14 protein-coding genes and 1 pseudogene are annotated in these 16,706 nt (G+C 68.6%); 10 read left to right on the top strand and 5 right to left on the bottom strand.

Annotated features, from left to right (window positions below):
- Window positions 1-66: 66 nt before the first annotated feature.
- From A5645_RS24925 to A5645_RS24915, 3 genes are read right to left on the bottom strand one after another with little or no spacing between them, the layout of a single operon-like run.
- Window positions 67-1,173 carry a quinone-dependent dihydroorotate dehydrogenase gene (locus A5645_RS24925; RefSeq protein WP_253867149.1) on the bottom strand — a complete coding sequence of 369 codons (1,107 nt, stop codon included), beginning with the start codon at window positions 1,171-1,173 and terminating at the stop codon, window positions 67-69.
- Window positions 1,174-1,175: 2 nt separating this feature from the next.
- On the bottom strand, window positions 1,176-1,382 hold the full coding sequence (locus A5645_RS24920; RefSeq protein WP_065033919.1) for a DUF5703 family protein: 207 nt from the start codon (window positions 1,380-1,382) through the stop codon (window positions 1,176-1,178).
- 53 nt (window positions 1,383-1,435) lie between these two features.
- On the bottom strand, window positions 1,436-2,473 hold the full coding sequence (locus A5645_RS24915) for a YncE family protein (RefSeq protein ID WP_436405525.1): 1,038 nt from the start codon (window positions 2,471-2,473) through the stop codon (window positions 1,436-1,438).
- A gap of 109 nt (window positions 2,474-2,582) precedes the next feature.
- Between A5645_RS24915 and A5645_RS24910 the strand changes: the two genes are divergently transcribed.
- From A5645_RS24910 to A5645_RS24870, 9 genes are all read left to right on the top strand, one after another.
- Window positions 2,583-2,885, top strand: a complete 303-nt coding sequence (locus A5645_RS24910; protein WP_036359521.1) for a hypothetical protein — start codon at window positions 2,583-2,585, stop codon at window positions 2,883-2,885.
- A gap of 54 nt (window positions 2,886-2,939) precedes the next feature.
- Window positions 2,940-3,770, top strand: coding sequence for an undecaprenyl-diphosphate phosphatase (locus A5645_RS24905; protein WP_065131419.1), 831 nt, complete (start codon window positions 2,940-2,942; stop codon window positions 3,768-3,770).
- Window positions 3,767-4,510 (top strand): histidine phosphatase family protein, encoded by a 744-nt coding sequence (locus A5645_RS24900; RefSeq protein WP_065131418.1) that lies wholly within the window; start codon window positions 3,767-3,769, stop codon window positions 4,508-4,510. The genes A5645_RS24905 and A5645_RS24900 overlap by 4 nt, the downstream gene beginning before the upstream one ends.
- A gap of 131 nt (window positions 4,511-4,641) precedes the next feature.
- Window positions 4,642-5,229, top strand: a complete 588-nt coding sequence (locus A5645_RS24895) for a DUF3090 domain-containing protein (RefSeq protein ID WP_036359530.1) — start codon at window positions 4,642-4,644, stop codon at window positions 5,227-5,229.
- Window positions 5,213-6,028: an SCO1664 family protein gene (locus tag A5645_RS24890; protein ID WP_065033907.1), complete on the top strand. Its 816-nt coding sequence runs from the start codon at window positions 5,213-5,215 to the stop codon at window positions 6,026-6,028. The genes A5645_RS24895 and A5645_RS24890 overlap by 17 nt, the downstream gene beginning before the upstream one ends.
- A gap of 31 nt (window positions 6,029-6,059) precedes the next feature.
- A complete protein-coding gene (locus A5645_RS24885) occupies window positions 6,060-6,848 on the top strand; it encodes a 3'(2'),5'-bisphosphate nucleotidase CysQ (protein ID WP_065131417.1) in 789 nt (262 codons plus the stop codon).
- A 33-nt stretch (window positions 6,849-6,881) separates the two neighbouring features.
- A complete protein-coding gene (gene mshC / locus A5645_RS24880) occupies window positions 6,882-8,138 on the top strand; it encodes a cysteine--1-D-myo-inosityl 2-amino-2-deoxy-alpha-D-glucopyranoside ligase (protein WP_065033905.1) in 1,257 nt (418 codons plus the stop codon).
- A 22-nt stretch (window positions 8,139-8,160) separates the two neighbouring features.
- Entirely contained in the window at window positions 8,161-9,051 is an 891-nt protein-coding gene (locus A5645_RS24875; protein ID WP_065033904.1) for an SDR family oxidoreductase, read from the top strand.
- The gene (locus tag A5645_RS24870) at window positions 9,048-10,238 is read left to right on the top strand and encodes an FAD-dependent monooxygenase (RefSeq protein WP_253867135.1); all 1,191 of its coding nucleotides are present in this window, start codon (window positions 9,048-9,050) and stop codon (window positions 10,236-10,238) included. Before A5645_RS24875 ends, A5645_RS24870 begins: the two co-directional genes overlap by 4 nt.
- A gap of 20 nt (window positions 10,239-10,258) precedes the next feature.
- Here A5645_RS24870 and A5645_RS24865 read toward each other — a convergent pair whose 3' ends face one another.
- Window positions 10,259-11,143 (bottom strand): PAC2 family protein, encoded by an 885-nt coding sequence (locus tag A5645_RS24865; protein WP_155768165.1) that lies wholly within the window; start codon window positions 11,141-11,143, stop codon window positions 10,259-10,261.
- 378 nt (window positions 11,144-11,521) lie between these two features.
- On the opposite strand from A5645_RS24865, the gene metH reads away from it, so the two are divergent.
- Entirely contained in the window at window positions 11,522-15,295 is a 3,774-nt protein-coding gene (metH, locus tag A5645_RS24860) for a methionine synthase (RefSeq protein ID WP_065131416.1), read from the top strand.
- 93 nt (window positions 15,296-15,388) lie between these two features.
- Here the strand turns inward: metH and A5645_RS28260 are convergent.
- A pseudogene (locus tag A5645_RS28260) lies at window positions 15,389-16,706 on the bottom strand (PE family protein); the annotation flags it as partial.

The following is a 16,706-nucleotide window of genomic DNA, read 5'->3' as shown; positions in this document are numbered from 1 at the left end:
TACCCAGCTCCATCCGAGAACGTGATCATCCCAGATTCGTGCCTCGTATGAGGGGCGGATGAGGACCTAACCGGGCGGACGCTCCGGACGGGCCGCCGCCGAGCCGACGGCTTCGGCCAGCGAGGTGAACCCGCCGGCGTGCAACCGCTGCGCGATGCCGTCGTGAATCTCCTTGGCCCACAATCCGCCGCCGTAGATGAAGCCGGTATAACCCTGCAACAGCGAGGCGCCCGCGGTGATGCGCTCCCAGGCCTGGTCGGGGGTCTCGATTCCGCCCACGCTGATCAGAACCAGCCGATCGCCGACGAGGCGGTAGAGCCGGCGCAGCACCTCGACGGCGCGCCGCGCCACCGGAGGGCCGGAGATGCCGCCGGCGCCGAGCGCCGTCGCCCCGGGGGTGCGTAGCCCTTCCCGCGAAATCGTCGTGTTGGTCGCGACGATGCCGGCCAGCCCCAGTTCCACCGCCAGGTCCGCGATGTTGTCGATCTCGGCGTCGGCCAGGTCCGGTGCGATCTTCACCAGGACCGGCGTCGTCGCAGCCTCGGCCAGCACCGCCGCCAAAATGGGGCGCAGCGACTCCACCGCCTGCAGATCGCGCAGCCCGGGGGTGTTAGGCGAGCTGACGTTGACCACAAGATAGGAAGCCAGGGGCGCCAGCAGTCGGGCACTGGCCCGGTAATCCTCGACGGCGGCGTCGGCGGGGGTCTGTTTGGTCTTGCCGATGTTGATGCCGAGCGGGATGTCGGGGACGTGCTGCGCCAACCGCGCCGCCAGCGCACCGGCGCCGTGATTGTTGAATCCCATCCGGTTGAGCAGGGCCCGGTCGTCCGGCAGCCGGAACAGCCGCGGTTCCGGGTTGCCCGGCTGGGCGTGCGCGGTGACCGTGCCGATCTCGGCGTACCCGAAACCCAAAGCGCCCCAAGTCGATAGCCCGAGACCGTCCTTATCGAACCCGGCCGCCAGGCCGAGCGGCCCGGGGAAGTGCACCCCGAACACGGTGCTGGCCAGCACCGGGTCCGTCGGCGCCAGCCGGCGGCGCAGCGCCCGGCGCACCGGCGCACCGGCGGTGGCACCGCGCAGCGCGGCGAACACCAGCGTGTGCACACGTTCGGCGGGCACTGTGAACAGCAGGCCGCGCAACAACCCGTAAAGGCGATGCTTGTCTTCGGTCACCGTCACGGTTCCGGCTGGTCGGACAACCGGCTGTCCAGTCGGGATTTCTTGCGACGCAACAACACTCGCCGGCTGCCGTCGGTGTAGAGGCGTACCCGGGTCAACTCCCAGCCGCGATACTCCGCCTCGATGGACAACCGGGTGGACGCGCTGAGCCGGGTGACGTCCGGTGGTAGCCGCAACGGCGCCCACTCGTACTCGTCGGACATGTCGGCTTCCCAGCCCGCAGGCAGCCGGCTCCACCGCGGGGCCGGCGCGGCGCTCACGGCCTGCCCGCCGCGTGCTCGATGATCTGCACCCCGGCGCCCGACCCCGACACGACATACAAGGTATCTGCCGACTCGTCATAGGCCAGCGAGTTGGGTTGCTGCACGGTTTGGTAACGCACCTTCTCGACGGGTATTCCGGTGCTGAGATCGTAACCAATGACGGTGTTGGATGCCGTTTGGGACACCCAGGCCAGCTCGCCCGACCCCGCCAGGCCATACGGGGCCTGGCGCACCGGGAAGGCCTGGCGCAGGATCAAAGGGTCGACCCCGTAGACCAGTAGCTGACCGCCGCGGGTGTCGGCGACCAGCACCCGGCCCTGTGGATCGGCGGCCAGCGTGGTCGCGCCCTCACCGGCGCGCAGCGCCTGCGCGGCGTGCCCGTCGGCGCCGATTGCCGTCACCGACGTCTGGCCCCGGTCCAGCACGACGGTGGTGTTTCCCTGCGTCGCGAGTGCGTCTACCCTGGCGAATATCTTGAGGCGGTTGGTCACTGAGCCGTTGCCGCCGAGCGTGTAGACGGCGCCGTCGGCGCTGCCTAGCATCAACCCGCCGTCGGCGCGGCGCGCGATAGCGGTGAAGTCGGCGCCCTGGGCGTCGGAAATGGTCGAGGTGGTGGTCCGGCCGGTGTTCAGCTCCAGCGTCAGGTAGCTCCCACGTCCGGCCAGGTAGACGGTGCCGCGTCCGTCGCCGGCCATGGCGGTCGCCGGTCCCGGCAATTCGACGACCCGGGGCGGGTCTGCCTGGCCGGCCGCCCACACGGCAATGCTGGCTGGGCCGGCCGGGTCGGCGCCGGGGGACAGCACTACCAGGTGGTGCGAGCCGCCGTCGAACAGGGCTGCCCGCGGATGCCCGCCGAGTGGTCGTACCGCGCCGGCGGGTTCCGCCGCGGGCGGCGAGAGCGCCGGCTGGGCGGGTTCGATGGTGCGGGGGCTGGAATTCAGCGGATTCGACGAGCAGCCCGTTGCCGCGGTCAGCAAAACCATCGAAACGGCAATGCCCTGATGGACTGCCTTTCTTACCGCGAACAGCAACCGTCATCTCCCGTACTGCGATGGCACACAGAAAACTCTAAGGAACGTTAACGCGCCCAATTCTGCATCTTGGACGTGTAAACCCGTGCGGCGGAGGTATTCTCACGACATGACCGTCACCGCTGACCGGCATACCGCAGACCACGAGTTTGCTGTGGAAGACATGACTGCGGGGATTTATGCCAGCGGATACGGACAAGTCGGAGATGGGCGCAGTTTTTCCTTTCACGTAGAGCACCGCTCGCTCGTCGTCGAAATTTACCGGCCGCGCTTGGCGGGCCCGGTTCCCCAGGCCGAAGACGTCGTCGCCCGTGCCGTTCGCGGCATCCGCGACATCGACCTCACCGATGAGCGCAGCGTAGCCGCTGCCGTGCGCGACTCCGTCGCTCACGCGGTGCCCGTCGCCCGCTGACCTGTCGAATCCGCCGACCCGGGTACGGTCGTCGTCGTGTCTGCGGTTGTGCCGATGTCCTGGGGCCAGGTCGTCGTTCTGTCCGTGGTCCAGGGCCTGACCGAGTTCCTGCCGGTCTCGTCGTCGGGCCACCTGGCGATCGTGTCGCGGCTGTTCTTCAGCGGTGATGCCGGCGCCTCTTTCACCGCGGTGAGCCAGCTGGGCACCGAGGCGGCGGTGCTGGTCTACTTCGCCCGCGACATCGTGCGCATCCTGCGGTCCTGGTTCAACGGCCTGGTGGTGAAGTCGCAGCGCGACGCCGACTACCGGCTGGGCTGGTACGTCATCGTCGGGACCATCCCGATCTGTGTGTTGGGGCTGCTGTTCAAGGACGTGATCCGGTCTGGTGTCCGCAACCTGTGGGTGGTGGCGACGGCACTGGTGGTGTTCTCGGCGGTGATCGCGCTGGCCGAGTACCTGGGGAGGCAGACCCGCGACATCGAGCAGTTGAACTGGCGTGACGCCGTCGTCGTGGGTGCGGCGCAGTGCCTGGCGCTGGTGCCGGGTGTGTCGCGGTCAGGTTCGACCATCAGCGCTGGGCTGTTCCTCGGCCTGGAACGCGAACTGGCCGCCCGCTTCGGTTTCCTGCTGGCGATACCGGCGGTGTTCGCTTCCGGCCTGTTCTCGCTGCCCGACGCGTTCCACCCGGTCACCGAGGGGATGAGTGCCACCGGCCCGCAGCTGTTGGTATCTACCGTGATCGCCTTCGTCATCGGCCTGACCGCGGTAGCCTGGTTTCTGCGTTTCCTGGTGCGGCACAACATGTATTGGTTCGTGGGTTACCGAGTGGCCGCCGGTGGCGCGGTGCTGGTCCTGCTGGCGACCGGGACGGTGGCGGCGACGTGACCGTCCTGCTGCTGCGCCACGGCCGCTCCACCTCGAACACGGCGGGGGTGCTGGCCGGACGCTCCGAGGGCGTCGATCTCGACGACAAGGGCCGCGAACAGGCCGCGGGGCTGATCGACCGCATCGGTGACCTGTCGATCCGGGCGGTGGTGTCCTCGCCGCTGTTGCGCTGCCGTCGCACCGTCGAACCGCTGACCGACGCGCTGTGCTTGGAGCCGCAGATCGACGATCGCCTCGCCGAGGTCGACTACGGCGAATGGACGGGCCGCAAGCTCAGCGAGCTCGCCAGCGAGCCGCTGTGGCGGGTGGTGCAGGCGCACCCCAGCGCTGCGGTCTTTCCCGGCGGCGAGGGTCTGGCGCAGGTGCAGGCGCGCGCCGTCGCCGCGGTGCGCGAGCACGACCGGCGCCTGTCCGAAGAGCACGGCGCGGATGTGCTCTGGGTCGCCTGCACGCACGGCGACGTGATCAAGGCGCTGATCGCCGACGCGTACGGCATGCACCTGGACAGCTTCCAGCGCGTCAACGCCGACCCGGCGTCGGTGAGTGTGATTCGTTACACCCCGCTGCGGCCATTCGTATTGCACGTCAACCACACCGGGGCGCGGTTGTCCGCGGGTCTGCGGGCGGCGCCGCCGCCTGCCGATCCCAAGCAGGAGCCGAAGCCCGAGTCGAAGCAGGGGGATTCGCCGGACGGCGAAGTGCCCGCGGACGACGCGGTGGTCGGCGGCTCCACCGACTGATCGCTGTCCGCGAACGTGCACTGCGGTACGGCGACACGCCGAAGTGCGCGTGCAACTGCGCACCCTCGGGCCGGATTCGGGGGAGTGCGAGTCGCACAGCGGCGGCGTCTGCACGGTATTTTGGAATTGCCATGGCCCGCGCTATCCACGTATTCCGCACACCCGACCGCTTCGTGGCCGGGACCGTCGGTCAGCCTGGAAATCGGACGTTCTACATCCAGGCGGTGCACGACTCCCGGGTGGTCTCAGTCGTTCTGGAAAAGCAGCAGGTAGCGGTGCTGGCCGAACGGATCGGCGCGTTGCTGCTGGAGGTCAATCGCCGGTTCGGCACCCCGGTACCGCCGGAGCCCACCGAGGTCGACGACCTCAACCCGCTGATCATGCCGGTGGACGCCGAATTCCGGGTCGGCACGATGGGTTTGGGTTGGGACTCCGAAGCGCAGACCGTTGTCGTGGAGCTGCTTGCCGTCACCGACGCGGAGTTCGATGCCTCCGTCGTGCTCGACGACACTGACGAAGGGCCCGACGCGGTACGGGTGTTTCTGACCCCGGAATCGGCGCGGCAATTCGCCACCCGGTCCAACCGGGTCATCTCGGCCGGCCGGCCGCCGTGCCCGTTGTGCGACGAGCCCCTGGACCCGGAAGGTCACATCTGCGCACGCACCAACGGCTACCGGCGCGACGCGCTCTTCGGGTCTAGCGATGACGCCGAGGAATGACGAACGTGAGGTGTTGCGCGACGGCGAGCTGACGGTCCTGGGACGGATCCGCTCGGCGAGCAACGCCACTTTCCTGTGCGAGGCATCGCTGGGATCGACGAGTGTGCACTGCGTCTACAAGCCGGTCGCCGGGGAGCAGCCGCTGTGGGATTTTCCGGACGGGACGCTGGCCGGCCGTGAGCTCGGCGCCTACCTGGTGTCGACGCATTTGGGCTGGAACATTGTGCCGTACACCATCATTCGCAATGGCCCAGCCGGACCGGGAATGCTTCAGCTGTGGGTGCAGCAGCCCGGGGACGCGGTGGACTCCGAGCCGCGCGAAGGCCCGGACCTGGTCGACCTGTTTCCCGCCCGCAAGCCGCAGCCGGGCTACCTGCCGGTGCTGCAGGCCTACGACTACACCGGTGATGAGGTCCTGCTGATGCATGCCGACGACATCCGGCTGTGGCGCATGGCGGTGTTCGACGTGCTGGTCAACAACGCCGACCGCAAGGGCGGCCACATCCTCGTGGACCTCGACGGCAACGTCTTCGGCGTCGATCACGGGGTGAGCCTGCACGTGCAGGACAAGCTGCGCACCGTGCTGTGGGGCTGGGCCGGTGATCCGATCGACGCCAAGACTCTGCAGGCGGTAGAGAAGTTGATCGACGCGCTGCGCGGCCCGCTCGCCGAGGAACTCAAAGGCTGCATCACCAGCGCCGAGATCGCGGCGCTGAGCCGGCGCGCGCACGCGTTGCTGGACGATCCGGTGATGCCCAGCCCGAATCGGCACCGTCCCATCCCGTGGCCGGCGTTCTAAGTGACCCCAGCACGTCGGCGATACTGGACCGGTGAATCCGGCGGTGCGTGACCTGACGGACGCCGCGCTGGCCGCCGAACTCGCCGCCGACGCGGGTGAGTTGTTGCTCGCCGTGCGCGAGGAGATCGGTTTCGACTATCCGTGGGAACTCGGCGATGCCGGTGACCGCCGGGCGAACTCGCTGATCCTGCGCCGCTTGCGCGCCGAACGGCCGGGCGACGCCGTGCTCAGCGAGGAGGCCCACGACGACCTGATGCGGTTGCGCTCCGACCGGGTCTGGATCGTCGACCCCCTGGACGGCACCCGGGAGTTCTCCATACCCGGTCGCGACGACTGGGCGGTGCACATCGCGCTGTGGCAGCGGTCGGCCAACGGCAGACCGCAGATCACCGACGCGGCGGTGTCCCTGCCGGCCCGCGGCAACATCGTTTACCGCAGCGACACCGTCAACGCCGACAACGCGCGCGTCGGTGTCCCCGAGGTCATCCGGATCGCCGTCAGCGCCACCCGGCCGCCGGCCATCCTGTACCGGATGCGCCAATTCGTGGACATGGAGCTGGTGCGCATCGGGTCCGCAGGGGCCAAGGCCATGGCGGTGATCGACGGAGTCGCCGACGCCTACCTGCACGCGGGCGGGCAGTGGGAGTGGGACTCGGCTGCGCCGGCCGGAGTGGTGCTGGCCGCCGGCATGCACGCCTCGCGGCTGGACGGGTCGCCGCTGCTCTACAACCAGCTGGACCCCTACCTGCCCGACTTCGTGATGTGCCGAACCGACGTCGCGCCGATCCTGCTGGACGCCATCCGGCGGTCCTGGTACTGACAGCGGCAAAAACTGATCGCCTAAAGTCGACGCATGCGTTCGTGGTCTTCTCCGCCGGTCCCGGCGTTACCCGGACGCGGCCCGCAATTGCGGCTCTACGACACCGCGGACCGGCAGGTGCGCCCGGTCGCCGCCGCCACGGCACCCGGCGGCAAGGCCACCATGTACGTCTGCGGCATCACGCCTTATGACGCAACGCATCTGGGTCACGCCGCCACGTATCTCACGTTCGACCTGATCCACCGGCTGTGGCTGGACCTGGGCCACGAGGTGCACTACGTGCAGAACGTCACCGACGTCGATGATCCGCTGTTCGAGCGCGCGGACCGGGACGGCGTCGACTGGCGCGATCTCGCCGACGAGCAGACCGAGCTGTTCCGTCAGGACATGACCGCGCTGCGGGTGCTGCCGCCGCAGGAATACGTCGGGGCCACCGAGGCCGTCGCCGAAATGGTCGAGCTGGTCGAGAAAATGGTCGCCTCCGGCGCCGCCTATGTGGTCGACCCGGAGGTCGGTGAGTATCCCGACGTGTACTACCGCGCCGACGCCACCCTGCAGTTCGGCTACGAGTCCGGCTACGACCGCGACACCATGCTGCAGTTGTTCGAAGAGCGCGGCGGGGACCCGCGCCGGCCCGGCAAAACCGACGAGCTCGACGCGCTGCTGTGGCGCGTCAACCGGCCCGGCGAACCGAGCTGGCCATCCCCGTTCGGGCCCGGCCGGCCCGGCTGGCATGTCGAATGCGCGGCGATCGCGCTCAGCCGCATCGGCACCAACCTCGACATCCAGGGCGGCGGCAGCGACCTGATCTTCCCGCACCACGAGTTCACCGCGGCGCATGCCGAATGTGTCAGCGGCGAACGCAGATTCGCCCGCCACTACGTGCACGCCGGGATGATCGGCTGGGACGGGCACAAGATGTCCAAGAGCCGCGGCAACCTGGTGCTGGTGTCGCAACTGCGTGGCCAGGGCATCGATCCGGCGGCGGTGCGGTTGGGCCTGCTCGCCGGACATTACCGCGCCGACCGGTTCTGGAGCGAACAGGTGCTCGACGAAGCCCAGCAGCGCCTGCAGCGTTGGCGCACCGCGACCACCCTGCCCGCCGGTCCGGATGCGGCCGATGTCATCGGCCGGGTTCGCCGCTACCTGGCCGACGATCTCGACACACCCAAAGCGATTGCCGCGCTTGACGGTTGGATCACCGACGCGATCGAGTACGGAGGGCACGACGAGACGGCGCCCAAACTGGTCGCCACCGCTGTCGACGCGCTGCTGGGCGTCGCGCTGTAGCGCGCGATGGTACGTTTCGGCCATGACGTCGGTGCAAGGCAAAGTCGTTTTGATCACGGGCGCAGGGCGGGGAATCGGCGCGGAGGTCGCGCGTCGGCTGCACAACCGCGGCGCCAAGCTGGTGCTCACCGATGTGGGTGACGGCGAGCTGAAGACGATCGCCGCCGAACTCGGCGGCGATCACCGGGTGCTGACCGCCGTCGCCGACGTGTGCGATCTGTCGGCCATGCAGGCCGCCGCCGACCTGGCCGTTGAGAAGTTCGGCGGCATCGACGTCGTCGTGGCCAACGCCGGGATCGCCAGCTACGGTTCGGTGCTCAACATCGACCCGAAGGCCTTCAAGCGTGTCCTCGATGTGAATCTGCTCGGCGTCTTCCACACCGTGCGGGCCGCCCTGCCCTCGATCATCGAGCGCCGCGGCTACGTGCTTGTCGTCTCGTCGCTGGCGGCCTTCGCCGCGGCTCCTGGCATGGCGGCCTACGACATGACCAAGGCCGGCAACGAGCATCTGGCCAACGCGCTGCGGCTGGAGGTCGCTCATCTGGGTGTCAGCGTCGGCTCGGCGCACATGTCCTGGATCGACACGGCACTGGTCCGCGACACCAAGGGCGACCTGCCCGCGTTCGGCGAACTGCTGGACAAGCTGCCCTGGCCACTGAACACGACCACCTCGGTCACCAAGTGCGCGACGGCGCTGGTCAAGGGCATCGAGGGTCGCAAGTCGCAGGTGTACTGCCCGGACTGGGTGGTGTTGTTCCGCTGGCTCAAGCCGGTGCTGGCCAGCCGGATCGGCGAGCGGGTGGTCGCCAAGGCCGCAGCCGAAGCGGTGCCGAAGATGGACGCCCAGGTCGCCGAACTCGGTCGGCACATGAGCGCCTACTCGCACGGCCTCGAGAACCCGCCGCCTTCGTGACGCTGAAGGTCGCCGTCTGCGGCGCCGGGATCGCCGGGCTGGCCGTGGCCGAGCGCATGGCGGCCCTGGGGGCCGAGGTGGTGGTGCTGGAACGTGCGCCGGGACCCGACGCGCGGGGCCACCTGATCGACTTCTACGGCGCCGGTTACGAAGCCGTCGAAGCGATCGGTGCCTTGCCGTCCCTCAAGGACGCGTCCTATCGCATCGACGAAGCGACCCTGGTCGACGAACAGGGTCGCCGACGGGGCGACCTACCCTACGATCAGATCGCCAAGGCCCTCGACGGCCGGATGTGTAGTCTCATGCGCCCCGACCTCGAAAAGACCTTGCGGGCCAACCTGCCCGAGGACGTCGAACTGCGGTTCGGCGCGGCGGTGACCGGCGTCGACAGCCGTGCGGACGGGGTGACGGTGACCCTGCACGGTGGCGAGACCATCGAAGCTGACCTACTGGTAGGAGCGGACGGCATCCGGTCGGCCGTCCGCAAACTCGTGTTCGGAACCGAGTCGGCAGATCTTCGATATCTCGGATTCCACTGCGCGGCATTTGTGGTTGACGCTTCCGACATTGCCCGCGAGTCCGACAGCGAGCAGTTCGCCGTGACCGACACCATCGATCGGCACCTCGACCTGTTCTTTCTGCCCGATGGCCGGGCCGCGGTATTCGCAATGTTCGGCGCACCCGACGCGGAGCTGGCCGCAGACCCTCGTGCCGAAATCCGCGAGCGGTTCGCCGACATGGGCTGGCTGGTGCCCGAAATACTGCGCCGATGCCCACCGTCCGAGGACATCTACTACGAGGCCGTCACGCAGGTCGTGATGCCTCGGTGGAGCAACAACCGGGTGGTGCTGATCGGGGATGCCGGTGCCGCGGTCTCACCCTTCGCGGCCCACTCGGCGTCGCTGGCGGTGGCGGGCGCCTACGTACTGGCCGAACAGCTCCGCACCACTTCCTCGGTCGAGCGGGCGCTGGACTTCTACGAAAAGCTGTGGCGGTGGGTGGTCGAGGAGAAACAGCAGATCAGTCGCGATGTCGGATGCTGGACGCTGCCCGGGCGGTCGCGCCCCGTCTCGCTGCGGTTCACCTGGCGCCCACTGGTCAAGCGGTTCATCACGACAACCCTGGGCGGTGAACCGAATACCGTGGTCGCGATGCTGCGCCGAGGCACCTCGGAACCCGGCGAGTAAACCGTCGCACCGTGGCCGCGTTAGATCCCGAAGCCTGGGCGGCGGCGTTTGAGGTAGCGCTCGAACTCCGCGGCCAGCGCGTCGCCGTCGATGTTGCCCATCGCCTCGTTGACGTCGATCGCCGCGTCGCCGTGCTGCTCGAGTGATTGCACGTACTCGGCCAGCTCCTCGTCGTCGGCGGCCATCTCGGTAATCTCCCGTTCCCACGCCTCGGCCTGGATCGGCAGCTCGCCCAGCGGCACCTCGACGTCGAGCACCTCCTCGACGCGCCGCAGCAACGCCACGGTCGCCTTCGGGTTGGGCGGATGCGAGACATAGTGCGGCACCGCAGCCCAAAAGGTCACCGCCGGGATCCCGGCCGCAACGCACGCATATTGGAAGACGCCGGCGATGCCGGTCGGGCCCTCGTAGCGGGTTTCCTCGAGGCCGAACAATCGCGCCGACTCCGACGAGTAGGCCGCCCCCGACACCGGCACCGGCCGGGTGTGCGGAGTGTCGGCCAGCAACGCCCCAAGGATCACCACGGTGTCCACATTGAGCTTGTCGATGACCGCCAGCAGTTCGTCGCAGAACGTGCGCCAGCGCATGTTGGGCTCGACGCCGTGCATCAAGACCACGTCGCGGTCGCTGTCCGGCGGCCGGCAGTGCGAAATCCGCATGGCCGGCCATTCCAGCTCCCGGGTCACGCCGTCCACCTGACGGATGACCGGCCGGTTGACCTGGTAGTCGTAGTACGCCTCGTCGTCAATCTCCACGATCGGCAGGGCATCCCAGGTGGCGGCCAGGTGGGTCACCGCGTCGCTGGCCGCGTCACCGGCGTCGTTCCAGCCCTCGAAAGCCGCCACCACCACCGTGTTCTGCAGTTGGGGCCATGTGTCGTCGTTGCCTGGCCCGCCGTCCGGCAAAGTCACCCAGCTAGCCTACGGCGTGCCGATCCGGTCCGATGCGCACGTGGGGTCAGCCGGCCAGAATCCGTCAACGCCTGATGCATATGCATAGGTCGACTATCCTTATTGCGTGGCCGACCGGGGGATTCAGCTGCAGGCCGGGGCATCGGGCCTGCCACTGTCCAGGCGAAATACGCTCGGCCGCAAATTGGTTACCCTTGTTAACTACGACTCAACTGCGACATGGCCGACGAGATCCGCGAGCGGGTGTGGTTGAGCTGGGCGTCCAGACGTCGGGTGACGACGTAGACTTTTCTGGTCGAGAGGCGTTGCAACGGCTATCCGGCCCAGGCCGGTGAGCCGCCACGCTCGGCAGAGTCAAGGACGCCTTCCGCTATGGAAGGAACGTACGTGAACGCCTCTGAATCCACCGACTTCGCGCTGGACGTCCGCCCCGACTGCACCGACGAACTGACGGCTGCCCTGCGCGAGCGGATCGTCGTGATCGACGGCGCGATGGGCACGGCCATCCAGCGGGACCGCCCGGACGAGGCCGGTTACCGCGGCGACCGGTTCACCGAGTGGCCGACCGCGCTGCAGGGCAACAACGACCTGCTCAACCTGACGCAGCCGCAGATCATCGAGGGGATCCACCGCGAGTACCTCGAGGCGGGCGCCGACATCCTGGAGACCAACACGTTCAACGCGAACGCGATCTCCCTGTCCGACTACGACATGGCGGACCTGGCCTACGAACTCAACTACGCCGGCGCCGCCCTGGCCCGCAAAGCCGCCGACGAGTTCAGCACCCCGGACAAACCTCGCTACGTCGCCGGCGCCATCGGCCCGACGACGCGCACCGCGTCGATCTCACCGGACGTCAACGATCCCGGAGCCCGCAACGTCTCCTACGACCAGTTGGTCGCCGCGTACCTGGAAGCCGCCAACGGCCTGGTCGACGGCGGTGCCGACCTGCTCATCATCGAGACGATCTTCGACTCGCTGAACGCCAAGGCGGCGGTTTTCGCCGTCGAGACGCTGTTCGAGGACCGCGGACGCCGCTGGCCGCTCATCATCTCCGGCACGATCACCGATGCGTCGGGCCGGACGTTGTCCGGTCAGGTCACCGAGGCGTTCTGGAACTCGATCAGGCACGCCAGGCCGATCGCGGTCGGCCTCAACTGCGCCCTGGGCGCCCCCGAAATGCGGCCCTACATCGCTGAGATGGCGCGGATCGCGGACACCTTCGTCTCGTGCTACCCGAACGCCGGTCTGCCCAACGCGTTCGGCGAGTACGACGAAACCCCGGAGCGCCAGGCCGGCTACATCGCCGACTTCGCCGACGCCGGCCTGGTCAACCTCGTCGGCGGCTGCTGCGGAACGGCGCCGCCGCACATCGCCGAGATCGCCAAGGTCGTCGACGGCAAAACGCCGCGCGAGCTACCGGAGATCCCGGTGGCCACCCGGCTGTCGGGGCTGGAGCCGCTCAACATCACCGACGACTCCCTGTTCGTGAACATCGGTGAGCGCACCAACATCACCGGGTCCGCCCGGTTCCGCAACCTGATCAAGGCCGAGGACTACGACACCGCACTGTCGGTCGCCCTTCAGCAGGTCGAGGTAGGTGCGCAGGTCATCGACATCAACATGGATGAGGGCATGATCGACGGCGTCGCCGCGATGGACCGGTTCACCAAGCTGATCGCGGCCGAGCCGGACATCAGCCGGGTTCCGGTGATGATCGACTCCTCCAAGTGGGAGGTCATCGAGGCCGGTCTGAAGAACGTGCAGGGCAAGCCGATCGTCAACTCGATCTCCATGAAGGAGGGCGAGGAGAAGTTCATCCGCGAGGCGAGGCTGTGCCGCAAGTACGGCGCCGCCGTCGTCGTGATGGCGTTCGACGAACAGGGACAGGCCGACAACCTGGAGCGGCGCAAGGAGATCTGCGGGCGCGCCTACCGGATCCTGACCGAAGAGGTCGGCTTCCCGCCCGAGGACATCATCTTCGACCCCAACTGCTTCGCGCTGGCGACCGGTATCGAGGAGCACGCCACCTACGGGATTGACTTCATCGAGGCCTGCGCCTGGATCAAGGAGAATTTGCCCGGTGTGCACATCTCCGGCGGTATCTCGAACGTGTCGTTCTCGTTCCGGGGCAACAACCCCGTCCGCGAGGCGATCCACGCGGTGTTCCTGTTTCATGCCATCAAGGCCGGCCTGGACATGGGCATCGTCAACGCGGGCGCGCTGGTGCCCTATGACTCGATCGACCCCGAGTTGCGGGACCGGATCGAGGACGTCGTCCTGAACCGTCGCCCGGATGCCGCCGAGCGGCTGCTGGAGATCGCCGAGCGGTTCAACAGCAAAGAAAAGGGTGAAGACCCGCAGGCGGCCGAATGGCGCAGTCTGCCGGTCCGCGAACGGATCACCCACGCGCTGGTCAAAGGCATCGACGCCCACGTCGACGCCGACACCGAGGAATTGCGGGCCGAGATCGCCGCCGCGGGCGGTCGTCCGATCGAGGTGATCGAAGGCCCGCTGATGGACGGCATGAACGTCGTCGGTGACCTCTTCGGCGCGGGCAAGATGTTCCTGCCCCAGGTCGTGAAGTCGGCCCGGGTGATGAAAAAGGCTGTCGCCTACCTGCTTCCGTTCATCGAGGCCGAGAAGGAGCAGAACGGCACGAGCTCGTCCAAGGACACCAACGGCACGATCGTGATGGCGACCGTGAAGGGCGACGTCCACGACATCGGCAAGAACATCGTCGGAGTCGTGCTGCAGTGCAACAACTTCGAAGTGATTGACCTGGGCGTCATGGTGCCCGCCAACAAGATCCTGGACGCGGCCAAGGAGCACGACGCCGACATCATCGGCCTGTCCGGCCTGATCACCCCGTCCCTGGACGAGATGGCCAACTTCGCGGTCGAGATGGAACGCGAGGGCCTGGAGATCCCGCTACTGATCGGTGGCGCGACCACCTCCCGCGCGCACACGGCTGTGAAGATTTCGCCGCGCCGCTCCGGTCCGGTGGTATGGGTCAAGGACGCTTCCCGCTCGGTGCCGGTCGCTGCCGCCCTGCTCGACGACAAGCAACGGCCGGCTCTGTTGGAGGCGACCGAGAAGGATTACGCGTCGTTACGCGAACGGCACGCCCAGAAGAACGAGCGGCCGATGCTGACGCTGGAGAAGGCCCGCGCGAACCGGACGCCGATCCAGTGGGACGACTACACCCCGCCGGTGCCCGCCCAGGGGCTTGGCGTGCGGGAGTTTCACGAGTACGACCTGGCCGAGCTGCGCGAGTACATCGACTGGCAGCCGTTCTTCAACGCCTGGGAGATGAAGGGCCGTTTCCCCGACATCCTCAACAACCCGGCCTCCGGCGAGGCGGCGCGCAAACTGTACGACGACGCCCAGGAAATGCTTGACACGCTGATCAAGGAGAAGTGGCTGACCGCCAACGGGGTGATCGGCTTCTTTCCCGCTAACGCAGTGGGTTCGGGGGGTGAAGACATCGAGGTGTACACCGACGACACCCGCACCGAGGTGCTGACCACGCTGCACAACCTGCGCCAGCAGGGGGAGCACCGGGAGGGGATCCCGAACCGGTCGCTGGGCGATTTCGTCGCGCCCAAGGACACTGGCTTGGCCGACTATGTCGGCGCCTTCGCCGTCACCGCGGGGTTGGGTAGCCAGGAGAAGATCGCGGAGTTCAAGGCGGCCCTCGACGACTACAGCGCCATCCTGCTGGAGTCGGTGGCCGACCGGCTGGCGGAGGCGTTCGCCGAGCGGATGCACGAACGGGTCCGCAAGGAATTCTGGGGCTACCAGCCCGAGGAGCACCTGGACAACGATGCGCTCATCGGTGAGAAGTACGTCGGCATCAGGCCGGCGCCCGGCTACCCGGCCTGCCCGGAGCACACCGAGAAGGTGACGCTTTGGAATTTGATGGACGTCCGGATGCGGACCGGCATCGAGCTCACCGAGTCGATGGCGATGTGGCCCGGTGCCGCCGTCAGTGGCTGGTATTTCTCACACCCGCAGTCGCAGTACTTCGTGGTTGGCCGGCTGGCCCAGGATCAGGTCGCCGACTACGCCAGGCGCAAAGGCTGGACGTTGCAGGAAGCCGAGCGCTGGCTTGCGCCCAACCTGGGGTACAACCCGGAGGACTGAGGCCTTCGCTGGACGTGTAAGCACTCGCGCGCACATCGTTCGGTTCACCAGAACGATGTGCGCGCGAGTGTTGTGGCGGCGCAATGGGGCCGGCTAGGCCTTCCCGTTGTTTCCGTCGTTGCCGAGCAGGATCCCTCCGGTGCCGCCGGTGCCCGCTGTGCCGCCGGCCTTACCGGCGTTGCCGCCGTTGCCGCCATCACCGATCAGGACGGCGTTACCGCCGTTCCCGCCTTTGCCGGCCGTGGTCGCCCCGAATCCGCCGGCACCGCCGTCACCGCCGCTGCCGAATGCCCCGGAATCGCCGCCGGTCCCGCCGGCGCCGCCGGTCCCGTTGCCGTTCGCGTTGGCGCCGGATCCACCCGCACCGCCGGCGCCGCCCGAGCCGGTGAGCAAGCCGGCGTTGCCACCGGCACCTCCCGCACCGCCTTGGAATGTGGTGCTACCGCCGGCGCCACCGTGTCCGCCGGTGCCGCCCGCGCCGCCGGCGCCGAACAAGAGGCTGGCATTGCCGCCGGCCCCGCCGGCCCCGCCGGTCGAGGTACCGGCCCCACCGGATCCGCCGGCCCCGCCTCCGCCGAAGGACAGGGCCCCGGCGTTACCGCCGGTCCCGCCGGCCCCGCCGTTGTTGCCGCCCGATCCGCCCGCACCGCCGACGCCACCGGCGCCGAATGCCCCACCGTTGCCACCGTTGCCGCCATTGGCGGCCGATCCGCCGGCGCCGCCGGTGCCGCCGTCGCCGAAGAGCATTCCGTTGCCGCCCGCTCCGCCGGCGGCGCCGGATCCGCCGGTGCCGCCGACACCACCGTTGGAGAACAGCCCCCCGGTCCCACCGGCGCCGCCCACCCCGGTCGCGCCGGGTCCGGCGCCGTGCCCGCCGGTGCCGGCAGCCCCGAATAGCGCGCCCGCGTTGCCGCCCTGCCCACCGGCGCCACCCTTACCGCCGGTCACCAGGCCTTGGCCGCCGGAGCCTCCGGTGCCGCCGGCGCCAAGCAACAGCGCTGAGCCGCCGGCCCCGCCGGTGCCGCCAACCCCGTTGATGCCGGTGGCGATACCGCCGGACCCGCCGGCGCCGCCGTGACCGAACAACCCGCCACCGGCCCCGCCGGCCCCACCGGCTCCGCCGGCGCCGCCGGCGGCGGTGTTGGTCGCGCCGTGTGCGCCGTTGCCGCCATTGCCGAACAGCCAGCCGCCGTCACCGCCGGCGGTACCGGTGCCCGGAACTCCGTTGGCGCCGTTGCCGATCAACGGCCGTCCGGTCAGTGCTTGCACCGGCTGGTTGACAATGCTGAGCAGATTCTGTTGCAGGGCGTGGATCGGGTTGTTGCTCACCGCGGCGCCGATGCCGTCCGCGCCCAGTAGCAGTCCGCTGATGCCGCCCAGGCCTGCCTTCCCAGCGGTCACTCCGCCGGTG

Source organism: Mycobacterium asiaticum (assembly GCF_001673635.1).
GTDB classification, from domain to species: Bacteria; Actinomycetota; Actinomycetes; order Mycobacteriales; family Mycobacteriaceae; genus Mycobacterium; species Mycobacterium asiaticum_C.
Note: the sequence above shows the minus strand (reverse complement) of the source record. Positions and strands in the feature narration are given on the sequence as shown.